Raw genomic sequence first — 13,531 nt, forward strand, 5'->3', positions numbered from 1 at the left:
TATATGTTATAATTTTAAATTAATTATCCCATTATATTATATAAATAATTCGGTCAAACACATAAATACAAATATAAACGGTTTATTTAACCAAAAAACCCGTAGAACTAAATAAAATTAAAAAATAACCACATATATTTAAAAAAACAAATAATGATATAGATGATTATCTTATGTTAATTATATCTGCGTTCTTTTCTACCATATACTCGTATAATTCTAGATAAGTACTATTGGACGTCAAAAAATTGAAATTACCAATAAGTATAAGCTTACGTTTTGCACGGGTTAATGCAACATTTAATCTTCTTAAATCGGACAAAAACCCTATTTTTTCACTTCTCACAAAAGATACGACTATAATTTCATCTTCCCTACCTTGGTATCCATCAATAGATTTTACTTTGATTTTTGGAATATTCTTCTGTTCAATAGATTCATTTTCACTAGTTTCATGCTCGGAAACTATTTCTTTTATTTTTTTCACTTGTGAATCGTAAGGGCTTATTATACTAATTGGTATACTATTTTCTAGGTATTTATTTATTATTTTATCAATAATTTTTAATTCAGACTTATTATAATATGATTTGAAATCGTCACGCTTTTCATTTCCTTCTGTATTAATTAATACAAGAGGGTTGTCGTTAAATAGGCTAGAATATAGTTCAGTATTGATATCCTTTTTATTCAAATTATTCAAATTTTTATTTTTTAATTCATCACCTGGGTTATAATTTAAATTATAATCTAAATCACTTAATGCTCTATTTTTAACCGATTCATCACTAATAAGTTGATTTTCGTAGAATAATTTATTCGAAAAGCCCATAATTTTATCATTCATACGATATTGTATCTTTAAAATTTGGGAAAAATCTTTATTTTCTTTAATCATTCTCTCAAATAATGTATTCTTTAATTCAATTTCATCGGATAATACCGTAGGAGGTAACTGTTTATGGTCTCCTGCCATAACAATTTTATCACATTTTAAAGCCGTAATTAATGTAGAAGGCTCCATGGACTGACTGCACTCATCAATAACACCCACATTAAAGTTAAAGTCCTCTAAATATTCACTACCTGCCATAGAATTGGTAGCAAGGACTACATCGGAGTTTTCAATAATATCTACAATAATTTGTTTTTCAGTTTTTGCAATTTTATCTTTAATTTTTGCAATTTTTTCATTACATCTAACCCATAAAGCCATTTCTTCAAGTTTTTTAGGCGGTATTCCCCTTATACGCTGTTTTAACTTATCATATAGTATTATATCGTCATTGGTAAGTCCACGTCTATATTTTGGGTCAGGAATTGGAATTTCTTTTCTTTTTAAATATTCTCGTTCTAATAGTTCTCGTAATTTTATAATTTTAATATGTAATTCGTGTTTCGTTATTTTAGAATGCAAAGAGTAGTCAATTAATTCTTTTGAAATTCTAGAAGGGTGCCCAATTCTAACAATTTTTAATTTTTCGAGTTTTCCAAGTTGCCCTGATTTTTCATATTTTAAGTTTAATTTTGGTTTCGATTTTTTGGCAATTTTTGGGGCTTTCGATAGATTTTCTAATATATTGTCTACCGCAGTATTGGAGTCAGCAGTCGCAATAACACTATTTCCACGCTTAGTCTCTTGAATGATTAATTCCGTAATTGTACGGGTTTTACCGGTTCCTGGGGGTCCATGAACCATATACAAGTCATTAGCTAGTAAAGCACGAATCACTGCCTCTTTTTGATAAAAATTTAAATTATTGTCACAATAATCAAAATTTTCAATAATTTCATCGATTACTTTATCATTTAATATGTCCGATAAATTAATTATTGATTCCAAATCTAAATATTTTAAGGTTTTTTCATTAATTGCGCAATATTTGGGTTTTTCAATACCAATGATTATGTTGGCAATTTTGTTCCTCGTTACTTCAAACTTTTCAAGTGCTTTAGTCATTCTTTTAAAAGTTACATCATTAACGTATAAATCAATCCTAACATCTTTTAAAGCCCATTTTGGAACGCTTTCAACGCTAACATCAATATGATTACTACCCATTGCTATTACATTACCATAAAAATCACTTAAAAGTGGATTGCCTTTACTTATAAGTACTACATCCCCGACGGAGATGTCCATTTTTTCAAATTTATTTTTCCTTCCATATCGAACAATTTTTTCATTAAAAATCTGTTTTATAACTTTTCCATTTAAATCTAATATTGCACGACCTGTATTTTCTCTTTTTTCACCCATTCTTTTAATTTCGTTTCTATGAAAATTTATTTCATAATCTCGCTCTTTTTTAATTAATTTTTTAAAATTTCCCGAATAACAACTTTTTAAATCCATAACGCACCTAATAAATTTATACCTAAATTATAAAATATATATTATATAATTAAAACGCTATATAATACTATCATTTTATTAGTAATTCAGATAATGGTGTAATTCAGATTATTCATTACACACAAATACAAAATATACGCATACACAACAATAGTTATTTAGCCGGTGAATTCATGAAAGAAACCTCTAAAATATTAATAATCACAGGAAAACAAGCTTATGAAAGAGTAAATAAGGCAGTCTTAAATTACAAAAACATAGATGTATATCAAACAAATATTTCTATAGCTGCTTTTTTAACTCCTAATTTAATATTAAAAGCAATATCTGATTATTCAACAGAATTAAATATCTCCGAAAAAAAATTGAGCACAATTTATGATTTTATATTGGTAACAGGGTTAATTAGACACGATTTAAAAATAATAGAAGATAATATCGGCATAAAATGTTATAAATCGACTCGTGAAGCTTCTGATATACCCCTATTAATTAAAAATTTGGAAAATATATCTTTATCAACCATTGATTATGCAGATGACCAAATTGCACAATATATCATCAAAGAAGCAGAAAAAGAATTACAAAAAGCCGAAGAATTGCCATTATATGACATCTACGATAATGAAAATCACGAGTATGCCCACGAAATGGCTACAAACTGTAGTCTTAATTCAAAGAATAACTTAAGCAATATAAAAATCGGAAACCTAAAAATCGGCGATAAATACCCCATGAGGGTATTGGGAGAAATAGTTCATACTCCTTGGTTATCGGATAAAGAATTAGAAAATAAAATCAATTATTACATTGATTCAGGGGCGGACATGATTGATTTGGGAATGGTGAGTAATGAAGATAATTCTAAGGATTTAAAAAGAATAATATCGATTGCAAGAGATTTAACCGATAAACCTATTAGTGTTGATACCTTAAACACGAAAGAATTAATTGAAGCCATAAAATTGGACGTAGATATGATTTTAAGCGTAGATGCAGGTAATTCTGACGATTTAATACCTTATTTATCTAATTCTAATACTGCATCGGTTGTTTTACCTACTAATTATAAAACAAACGAGGTACCTCACAAAGTGGCTGATAAAGTAACTAAATTAAAGGAAAATGTGGAAAAATTATTAAGCAATGATTTAAAAGTAGTTGCAGACCCAATTTTGGAGCCAATTAATAATTTGGGATGCAATTTTACCGATAGTATCGTTGCCTGTAAATTATTCAAGGAAAAATATAAATTACCAATGTTTTTTGGCATTGGTAATGTAACAGAACTTTTTGACGTGGATAGTAACGGAGTAAATGCTACTTTATGCGCAATAGGTCAAGAAGTAGGTGGTAATATATTATTTACCCCCGAAGCGTCGGATAAATGTAAATATTCCATAAAAGAATTGAAAATAGCTTCAAAAATAACATTTTTGGCAAAGCTTAAGAATAGTCTTCCAAAAGATTTGGGCTATACTTTGATAAATTACAAGGATAAAAAGAACGACGAAGAAATTTATAATAAATCCGAAGAAGTTAAATTATTAAATAAAATCAATAAATGTGATGATAAACTTAATAACAAAATTAATAACAAAATTAATGGTAAAATCAATAATAAATTAGAATATAATTTATCAGAAAACGACATAATAATTGCAAAAGAGAATGAAAAGCAAGTTTTAGACAAAGGAAGTTTTAAAATAAAATTGGATAGGGAAAATTCAAACATAATTGCAATATATTATGTATATGGGCAACCTATGAAAATTTTAAAAGGTAAAAATCCAAAGGAAATTTACGAAACAGCCTTTAGATTAAATATGGTTACAAAAATGGACCACGCCGCTTATTTCGGTAAGGAATTAGAAAAAGCAGAAATTGCCTTAAAAATCGGAAAGAAATATAATCAAGACTTTGATTTATATTACAATGATTTTTGGAATTTAAATTTGAAATAATCTTATAATTTTTATAAATTATAATTTCAATATTATAACTTTTTTAAATTATACAACTAATTATATTGAACATAATAAATTAAAAAGAAAAAAGTATGATAAAGGTATGAAACGCAAGTTTTCAGTTATTCTACTAATAATCTTGCAGTTTCAGGTGAGTATCTCCATGTAGCAGGTAATACTTTTGTACCTTTGTAGTATTTAACTAACCTTCTGATTTTTGACTCAATTAAGTGTAAACCTGTTTTTGAGTGTGTGTCTCTTGGGTTGTTTTCTAAATGGTTTCTTAAGTTGATAGCTTTTTTCATCAAGTTTAATAAATCTTCTGGAACTTCAGGGTAGAATCCAGCTTCTTTCATGATTGTTGAAACACTTTTTCCGGTCATTAACTTAACGTTAGGTACACCGTACATGTCTCTCATTATGTTACCGATTAAAGCTGATTGCTTTCCTTCTTTTGCCATTTCGATAATTCTTGCTTCTACTTCCTCAGCATTCAAAATAACCCATGCAGGAACTTCTGTTCTCAAAGGTCTTGTTGAACTGGAGGAACCTCTTTTACCAGAGTGTAATCTTGCCATAGTTGTAACCTCTTACATTCATTGATGATTCCCAGTTCGAGCAAATGAATTATAAATTAATCATATGTTTTATAATTACATTACTTCTCGAATAAAATCTAATAGTTAAATCTTCTATATATACATAACGAACGTAAAAACAAATATTAAAATTATTAATAAATTTTAATAGTCTTTTTCGTTAAGTCTTTTTATCCTACCTACGCCATCTATTTCTTTAATAACGTCTACAACCGATTTCGGTACCAAATGTTCCCAATTTTGGTTATTGAGCATTTTTTGTCTTATTTTAGTACCTGAATACTCTGCTCGGTTATATAGTTCAGGTTTTTTAACAACGTACCCTTTTTCAGTAAACAATTCTCTTACTAAAGAGTTACCTGTATAAACCTGATTAAAGGGCGGAGTAAGTGCTTCAACACATGAAACCCAAATGGAATTAAAATCTATGTCGCTAATAGGAATCGTATAGTAGCGAATATTTAAATTTTCAAGTGATTTTGATATCATCATCATACGTTCCCCCGCTGTAAACGGGTCTTTTAAGCTATGGCTCCGTTGACTACTACCTATTCCAATTATTAACTCATCTACTTCATTAGATATTTTTTTAATTATCTCATAGTGCCCATTGTGAAATGGTTGCCACCTTCCAATAATCAGTGCTCTTTTCGTGTGTTTCATATTTTACCTTTTATTGATTAATCCAATTTTATAAAATATCTATTCTTATTTATACCTCTATATGCTCTATTTTATAAATTTATTGTATAATTTAATTTTAAATTAACAATTTATCCATATTCAATTTAACGTCATCTTTTTCAATAATTCCAATGATTTTAAATCCCGAATATTCTTCAATAGTTTTAAAAGTCTCTTCATAATAAGGAACTTCTTTTAAATCGCAAGTACTATTGATTATAATTCCTAATACTTCAATACCCCTATTTTTTAAGAATTCTGTCGTTAAGACGGTATGATTTATAGTTCCTAAATTAGGTCTCGCAACTACTACGCAAGGTATATTTAACATTTTGGCAATATCTGCTACGTAATAACCCTTTTTTAAAGGTACGCAAGCACCTCCTGCCCCTTCTACAACGATATATTCGTAAATAGTTTTTAAATATTCGTAAGATTCTTTAATTTTTTCAAAGTCCATTTTATACTCTGAATTTTCTACAATTGCAGATATATTGGGCGACAATGGATTTTTAAAATTAATGGGATTTACAATGTCTATATCAATACATTTCCCATCTAAATCTTTCATATCCAATAATTTCATAATTTTATTAGTATCCGGTCTACCGCCAGTTTCAACAGGTTTCATATAGCCTGTTTTTTTTAATTTACTTACTTCTGAAGCAATAATACCTGAAACGTGCGTTTTTCCTATATCTGTATCCGTACCTGTAATGAATATCATAATTTCACCAAATTTGAAAATTAAATAACTATTAAATAACTATTAAATTTCATATTATAAATTTTGATAAAAATATCTATTATAATATTATATAATAAAATCGATGTTTAATTAAAAATAAAATAATATAAAATAAGATAAAATAATATCGAATAATACTAGTTTTCAATATATTTACTAATTTTATCTTTTAAATTAATAATATCCTCTTTTTCATGGCAAGAAGTAATTGAAACCCTTATTCTCTCGCTACCTTTAGCAACTGTGGGATATCTAATTCCTATACATTGATAACCAGCGTTATATAAATAATTGGACATATCCATAGTATTTTTACCAAATAAGAGAGGATATATTGGAGTTTTATGGTTATTATCAAAATTAATATTTTTTATATCACTAAAAATTTTATTCGAGACCAATATATTCTTTTGCAATTTAGAAACATAATTCCTATTTTCAATTAATTCAAAAGATTTAGTAGCTCCAGCAATTACGTAAGGCGGTAAGGATGTAGAATATATAAAACTACGTGATTTATTTATCAAATAATCTATTAATTCAGAATATCCTGTAACATAGCCACCTACTAATCCATTAGCTTTTGATAACGTACCAATTTGTATAATATTTTCATTAGCTTTAATTTTAAAGTGTTCCAAGCTTCCTTTACCTTTTTTACCTAAAACACCAGTGCCATGTGCATCATCAATAATTAAAGTACAATTATAGTTTTTACATAGCTTAAATAATTCATCAATAGGGGCAATATCTCCATCCATGCTAAAAACCCCGTCCGTTATTATAAAAATATTCTCAAATTGATTTCCTTTCAAGAATTTTTCATCTTCAAGGATTTTTTTAATGAATTCAACATCACAATGAGGATATACAATTTTTTTAGCATTCGATAGTTTGCAACCATCAATTATAGACGCATGATTAAGGCTATCACTTAAAATTAAATCTTTTTTGGAGCATAATGCACTTATAACCCCTAAATTTGTTGCATATCCTGAAGAGTATACGAGGGACGAATCAGTACCTTTAAATTCTGAGATTGTATTTTCAAGCTTTTCATGATTTATATTTCCGGACGTTAAACGTGACCCTGTGGAACCTGAACCATATTTTAAAGCGTCCTTTATGGCATTTAGTATCTCTTCATTCGATGATAAACATAGATAGTCATTGGATGAAAAGTTTTTACTAATATTTTTACTAATTTTAAACTTACGTTCGCAATTAGGCTTATAAAAATTCTTAAAGGAACGATATAGATTATTTCTTTTAATTTCCTCTAACTCTAAATTAATTCTATTTTTCAGCATAGTATCCCAATAATTATTTGCATATCAATATATTACATATCATTAATTATTTTATCTAGCACCATATAGTTATTTAATATATCAAATAGGGCTTATTTTCTAAATTATCGATTAATTCTTTAAGGGATTGTTCATTTAAATTGGTTACATAGAATACTCTACCACCAGTTTCCCCTAATTCTTTTAAATTTTTAATTCTAAAGTATCCATCTTCTGTAGCAACATAGCCTGTTGTATATGATGGATTATCAGAGGTGCATAATTCCGCAACTATTCCTAAATCTATAACTTTTGAGGCAATAGCTATTGCATCGATAGTTCTTTCAGTATACAAGTCGTTTTTTCTTATTTTTTCCTTTAAATTATCGTCAGTATCTATGTTTTTTACTCGAACTCCTTTGTCAACGTCGTCATTAAATGCAATATCTAATCGAGAGCCATCTAGGGAAATTATTGCAGCTCCTCGCATTCCGCCTTCATCAATAATCTCAAACCCTAATTTAATTAGGAATTCGCATAATACATCATTGACTCCAAATTCTTTAAACTTATTTTTTAATAATTCCCGACAATAATTCCTTGAATTTGTTTTGTTGCTCATTTCATAATTTTTTTCACATATGATGCCAATATTATCTTTATTATATACGATAGGGATATGAGGGATTTTTTTAATTTTTTGGTTTATTTTTTCAACTTTTAAACTTATAAAGTCTGGTATCCCATTTTCATGATTCAACGCGCGAGATACAAGTTCTGAAGCTACTTCTTCAATATTTTCTACTTTTTCAACCTTTAAAAGCCTTTCTGCACCTGAAATATGTTTTTTTTCATTTGAAGCTCTCATTTTTAGACTGTAATACTCTTGTTCATCTTCTTCTTTCATATTATCCACATTCCGTACTAGTAAGTTATTATGCTTAATATGTTATAATACATAGAAATATACTTTAAATTTTATAATTTTGATTATTCATTTTTTATTACATTATATATTGTTTTTTAAACATTTATACTTTGATATTGTCTGAATGTTTAGTGTAATACGATATTATTATTTACACTATTCGTATTATTATCATTATTATCATTATTATTATTATTATTATTATTATTATTTATTCAAATATATAATTATACAAATTATATTTGTCATGATTAATAATTCTAAAACTCAATGATTTGTCATTATTTTTCATTAAAAACATTTATAATGATTTATAATGTACAAATATCTATATATATTAGTTATTTAATAGTATTATTCGCAATAATCGGTTACATAGTAATGTAGTATAAAATAAATGGATAATTTTATTATAGTAGCTCTTTATCACATAATTAATAATGATTAAAATTAGGATAAATATAAATAAATATGAAATATGGTGATTTGATGGTAAATTCAAGAACAATGGGATTTAAAAATTTTAAAAATGATATGGCAAGACCTTTCAGAGGTAATGTTGCAGTCAAGGTAGTAGCATATTTAGTTGGAATTCTAGCAGTTTCATCTATTGTCATTTAATTATTGAACATATATAAATCAATATAAATAGAAATTATTAGCATATCCCTTGTATTGAATGAATCAATCACATAAGAGTTAAAAACCTGTAAGTTAGATTCATAAATTTCATTTATATTAATTTGGTTGGTTGTATTATTGTAAATGATAAGTTGAATTTTCTTAAATAATTCTATTAGATAATTTTACTAAATTATACATTAAAATTTCTAAAATTTCTAAAATTTTTATTATTTGGTTAATGTAATTATATATGCCCGTACAATACCAAATAGAATAGATATGGAGTTTTTAAAACTCTAAATTACTATTAATGCTGTTATTATAATCTGGATAAACACGAGCAATATTTCTGTAAAATATTGCAAACTTAAAATAAATATGATAAATACAATACTATAGAAAATAAATAAAAATAGAATAAAAATAGAATAAAAATAGAACATAGAATAAATAGTATATGAAATTAATAAACCGATTATTCAATATTATTTAATAATTTCTTTTAATTCAATTTTTTGCCCATATAGGCACCTATTAAGTTGTAACCTTGTTTTTTATAGTATTCTCTAACTCCAATACCACTGGTTATCAATATTTTTGATTTTTCGTGACTTTTTGCGATTTTTTCAGCTTCTTCGAGCATTAATTTTCCATAACCTTTGTGTTGCCAGTTTTTGGTATCTTCTATTTTAGAACCCAATTCCTCCTGCTGACCACATACGTGAACTTGTCTTATTAAAGCAGTATCCTTATCTATTTCGGGTCTAAATACTGCTTCCATATCTGGAATTCTAAGTCTCAAGTAGCCAATTAATAAATCATTTTTAACATCTTCATAGGATATAAAAAATTCTTTACCCCCGCTAGCCTCATATTCTTCAACAAGTAGTTTTATACTTGATAAGTCTGGTTTTATACCTTTTTTATAACAAACGTGACCTACTTCCCTACATCTGATACATTTACACTTTATACCTTTTTCTTCGAGATTTTTATACACCAATTCTCCAAGGTTACTTTTTTTAACGCCTTCATCAATAACTGTTGCCGGAATATCTCGCTGTATACGGGACGTTCTAATCCATTTTGGCATAATTGATTTAGCATAAGTCACTAATTCAACGGCTTCTTCATCAGAAATTGGTTTATATTCTCCTTTTTTCCATAGGTCATAAAGTTCTGTTCCTTCAATAACCAAACAAGGGTAGAATTTTATTAAATCTGGCTTAAAACCTGGATTATCGAATACTCTTTTAATATTTTCTCTATCCATTTCTTCAGTGGTATGTGGCAATCCTGGAATAAGGTGGTAAGAGACCTTTAAACCGCTGTTTTTAAGACGTGAAGTAGCATTAATTGACTCAGAAACTGAGTGACCTCTTTTTACAAAGTCTAGTACTTCATCATATGTGCTTTGTATACCTAATTCGATACGAGTGGCTCCTAACTTCAACATTTCGTCGATATGCTCTTCTTTACAGTAATCAGGACGTGTTTCAATTGTAAGAGCAACACATCTATGAGGAGCAGTTTCATTTATTTTTTGAGCTTCTTCAAGTGATTCAGATACTACGCCGTTCATAGCATCTAAACAGCCTTTTATAAAGTTTTCTTGGTATTCTATGTCTCGCCCTGGGAAAGTACCGCCCATAATGATAAGTTCAACTTTATCGGTTGGATGACCTACTTTTTCAAGTTGTGCTAATCTTTCAGAAGTCTGTATATAAGGGTCAAATTTATACATAATACCTCGCATAGTCGCAGGTTCTTTTCCCGTATAACTTTGAGGAACATCCCCAAATACACTTTCCTTACCGCCCGGGCAAAAGGAACATTTACCATGTGGACAAGGTTCGGGTGAAGTCATAACTGCTACCACAGCAACACCTGAAAGTGTTCTAATAGGTTTTTTTCTTAAAATTAAAGATAATTGTTTTTTTTCTAAATCTGTAGCAAGAGCGAGAATATCTGAATTAGGGGGAAATCCAATATTTAAATCGAATTTTCGAAGGCTTTTTGCTTTGATATCTTCTACTTTCTGTTTTTTTCTTTTTGCGTCCAATTCTTCAATTTTTTCTTTATTGGACAATAATTCTTCAATTAAATATCTTATAAATTTTTTATATTCTTCCGTTTTCTTAATCTTTGAGAGTTCCGAAGTCATAATATCACCATAATTGTAATTGCAATACCTTTGTGTTTAGTAATTTAGTAAATTTAATAATCTTATATTTTAATAGTTAATGAACTTAATATATACAAAGAAAATATTTAAAATAATCTATAATACAACACCATTATATAATTATTATGTATTTATGTATTTTTTAGAATTTTAGAATTTTAGAATATATGGTAAAAATTTGAAGATGGCTGATAATATGAATATAAGATATATCGACGCACATTGCCACATGGAATATAGGAGATTAAAAAATAGAGAAGAATTGATAAATCGTGCAATCGATAATAATGTAGAAATGATTACCAGTGGGGAAAGTTTAGGTGGATGTAAAAGGGCACTCGATTTAAAAACCAAATATCCCAAAGATATCAATGTCACAATGGGGTATCACCCTTCTAGGGTAAAATCTGATTGGAAAGTAATTGAAGACACCTATAAGTTTATCGAGAAAAATCAAGATTCAATAGTTGCAGTTGGCGAAATTGGTCTTGATAGTGGCATAACAAGTCAAGCAGATTTGGATAAACAGGAAAAAATATTTAGAAAATACTTAACTTTGGCAAAAGAATTGGATATGCCAGTTGTCATTCATGCAAGAGGTTTTGAAGATAAAGCGTACAAAATAATACGGGAAATTACCAAAAACGATATAAAAATCGTATATCATTGTTTTAGTGGAAGTAATCAACTAGCAAGAGAATTAATAGATAATGGTAATTATATATCAATTTCTACACAATTATGTTTTTCGGAATATCATAAAAATTTGATAAAAGAATTATTGGGTATTTATGATATGGATTTATTTAATAATACTCTTTCAGAAACAGACAGTCCTTTTGTATCGCCTATAAGGGGAGAACAAAATGAGTCTTCAAATGTGCGATTAGTGGTAAATGAATTTGGAAAAATTTATAATTTAGTATCTGACGAAAAAGATAATTGCAACGGTATTAATAATATAAATAATAAATTAGATAATAAGAATAATAAGAATAATAATAAAAATAATTATAATGACAATAATAAGAATATTTCATGTAATGGTATGGGCAATCAAATAATTAATCAAGATAATAACTTAATTAATATAGCTAAACTTATATATTCTCAAACTAAAAGATTATTCAACATATAGTTTAAGTTTAGAGTAAGCAGGTGAAAATATGGAAAGTTGCAAATGTGGAAATTTCATAGCTAAACTACTTACAATAATAGACTCTAATGAAGTTTTAGATTCTCCTGAAGTCTCAGGAACTATGCGAGCTAAGGCTAACAGGGAGAATATAGACTTGTATTCTAAAAATCATACTGTTGCCATATTAAATATCCAAGGTACTGACAGCTACCAAATTTATTTTTTGAAGAAAAATATGGATGTTAATCATATTGAAGAAGACTTGAAGAAATTTGGAGCGGTTTTAAATCATGATTCTAAATTAATACTAAAAAATTACATTGAGATGATGAGCGATGAAGGATGCAAAAGGGATAGATAAGAAATGGGTGGTTTTAAACAACTTAACTTTAGAACTTTCAAAGAAGAGGCCTATTCCAAAAGAATATTTTGATAGATTAAGAATTGCAAATAATATTATAACCTATTACATTTTAGATGAGCACGCAGATTTTAATGTATTAATGGGTGCTGAAAAAGAGATTTCGGTGTTACAAGGTGCACTATTTGGTATGTGTGATGAAAAAATGGCCAAAGATTTTTTGGATAAACTCGGAAAAGCTTCAAGAGGGGAGTTAGATGTTCAATTTCCATTAAAGCAAACTCCTTATAATCCAGAAGTTAAAAAAAGAAAGGCGACTGAAGTTATTCGTGTAAAAATGCCTGTTGAATTGCATCCTGAAATTTTGGGGGAACTTAGTGAAGATAATGGATTAATATTTTCGCAAAGTGAAGAAGAAGACCTTAAAATACTTATCGAAGGGGAAAAATCCAAAATAATGACTGCTTTAAAAGATTTAGCAGTAATCTGGAAATTTAATAGTTTAAATTAATATAGTAATATAATAACATAATAATTATAAAAATAATAACATAATAATGACAATAACAATAACTCAAAATAGCTTTTTTTTATTTTTATTTTATTTTTAAATTTTTTAGTTTTATTATATAATAGATTTTTAAATTTTTTT

General features: G+C 27.6%; 12 protein-coding genes. 5 read left to right on the forward strand and 7 right to left on the reverse strand.

Features of this window, described 5'->3' with window-relative positions:
• Positions 1 to 166 precede the first annotated feature (166 nt).
• Positions 167 to 2,356 (reverse strand): IGHMBP2 family helicase, encoded by a 2,190-nt coding sequence (locus M2325_RS01150; protein ID WP_259050592.1) that lies wholly within the window; start codon positions 2,354 to 2,356, stop codon positions 167 to 169.
• A 173-nt stretch (positions 2,357 to 2,529) separates the two neighbouring features.
• Here M2325_RS01150 and M2325_RS01155 point away from each other — a divergent pair, with 173 nt between their 5' ends.
• Complete coding sequence (locus tag M2325_RS01155; RefSeq protein ID WP_259050593.1) at positions 2,530 to 4,320, forward strand: dihydropteroate synthase-like protein; 1,791 nt, start codon at positions 2,530 to 2,532, stop codon at positions 4,318 to 4,320.
• 125 nt (positions 4,321 to 4,445) lie between these two features.
• Here M2325_RS01155 and M2325_RS01160 read toward each other — a convergent pair whose 3' ends face one another.
• The 5 genes from M2325_RS01160 to M2325_RS01180 all read right to left on the reverse strand — a co-directional run bounded on the left by M2325_RS01160 (position 4,446) and on the right by M2325_RS01180 (position 8,550).
• On the reverse strand, positions 4,446 to 4,901 hold the full coding sequence (locus M2325_RS01160) for a 30S ribosomal protein S15 (RefSeq protein ID WP_209590198.1): 456 nt from the start codon (positions 4,899 to 4,901) through the stop codon (positions 4,446 to 4,448).
• A gap of 165 nt (positions 4,902 to 5,066) precedes the next feature.
• Entirely contained in the window at positions 5,067 to 5,585 is a 519-nt protein-coding gene (locus tag M2325_RS01165; RefSeq protein WP_209590199.1) for a nicotinamide-nucleotide adenylyltransferase, read from the reverse strand.
• Between the two features lie 97 nt (positions 5,586 to 5,682).
• On the reverse strand, positions 5,683 to 6,333 hold the full coding sequence (gene bioD, locus M2325_RS01170) for a dethiobiotin synthase (RefSeq protein WP_259050594.1): 651 nt from the start codon (positions 6,331 to 6,333) through the stop codon (positions 5,683 to 5,685).
• 158 nt (positions 6,334 to 6,491) lie between these two features.
• Positions 6,492 to 7,664: an aminotransferase class I/II-fold pyridoxal phosphate-dependent enzyme gene (locus M2325_RS01175; RefSeq protein ID WP_259050596.1), complete on the reverse strand. Its 1,173-nt coding sequence runs from the start codon at positions 7,662 to 7,664 to the stop codon at positions 6,492 to 6,494.
• 73 nt (positions 7,665 to 7,737) lie between these two features.
• Positions 7,738 to 8,550: a 6-carboxyhexanoate--CoA ligase gene (locus M2325_RS01180; protein WP_209590202.1), complete on the reverse strand. Its 813-nt coding sequence runs from the start codon at positions 8,548 to 8,550 to the stop codon at positions 7,738 to 7,740.
• A gap of 510 nt (positions 8,551 to 9,060) precedes the next feature.
• On the opposite strand from M2325_RS01180, the gene M2325_RS01185 reads away from it, so the two are divergent.
• Positions 9,061 to 9,192, forward strand: coding sequence for a hypothetical protein (locus M2325_RS01185; RefSeq protein WP_259050600.1), 132 nt, complete (start codon positions 9,061 to 9,063; stop codon positions 9,190 to 9,192).
• Between the two features lie 505 nt (positions 9,193 to 9,697).
• Here the strand turns inward: M2325_RS01185 and M2325_RS01190 are convergent.
• The gene (locus M2325_RS01190) at positions 9,698 to 11,359 is read right to left on the reverse strand and encodes a tRNA uridine(34) 5-carboxymethylaminomethyl modification radical SAM/GNAT enzyme Elp3 (RefSeq protein ID WP_259050604.1); all 1,662 of its coding nucleotides are present in this window, start codon (positions 11,357 to 11,359) and stop codon (positions 9,698 to 9,700) included.
• Between the two features lie 205 nt (positions 11,360 to 11,564).
• On the opposite strand from M2325_RS01190, the gene M2325_RS01195 reads away from it, so the two are divergent.
• From M2325_RS01195 to M2325_RS01205, 3 genes are read left to right on the forward strand one after another with little or no spacing between them, the layout of a single operon-like run.
• Positions 11,565 to 12,518 carry a TatD family hydrolase gene (locus tag M2325_RS01195; RefSeq protein WP_259050821.1) on the forward strand — a complete coding sequence of 318 codons (954 nt, stop codon included), beginning with the start codon at positions 11,565 to 11,567 and terminating at the stop codon, positions 12,516 to 12,518.
• 28 nt (positions 12,519 to 12,546) lie between these two features.
• A complete protein-coding gene (locus tag M2325_RS01200) occupies positions 12,547 to 12,879 on the forward strand; it encodes a DUF749 domain-containing protein (protein WP_209590204.1) in 333 nt (110 codons plus the stop codon).
• Positions 12,854 to 13,390, forward strand: coding sequence for a DUF2096 domain-containing protein (locus tag M2325_RS01205; RefSeq protein WP_209590205.1), 537 nt, complete (start codon positions 12,854 to 12,856; stop codon positions 13,388 to 13,390). Before M2325_RS01200 ends, M2325_RS01205 begins: the two co-directional genes overlap by 26 nt.
• Positions 13,391 to 13,531: the final 141 nt, after the last annotated feature.

This window comes from Methanococcus voltae PS, assembly GCF_024807035.1.
Taxonomy (GTDB): Archaea; AGJL01; Methanococci; order Methanococcales; family Methanococcaceae; genus Methanococcus; species Methanococcus voltae.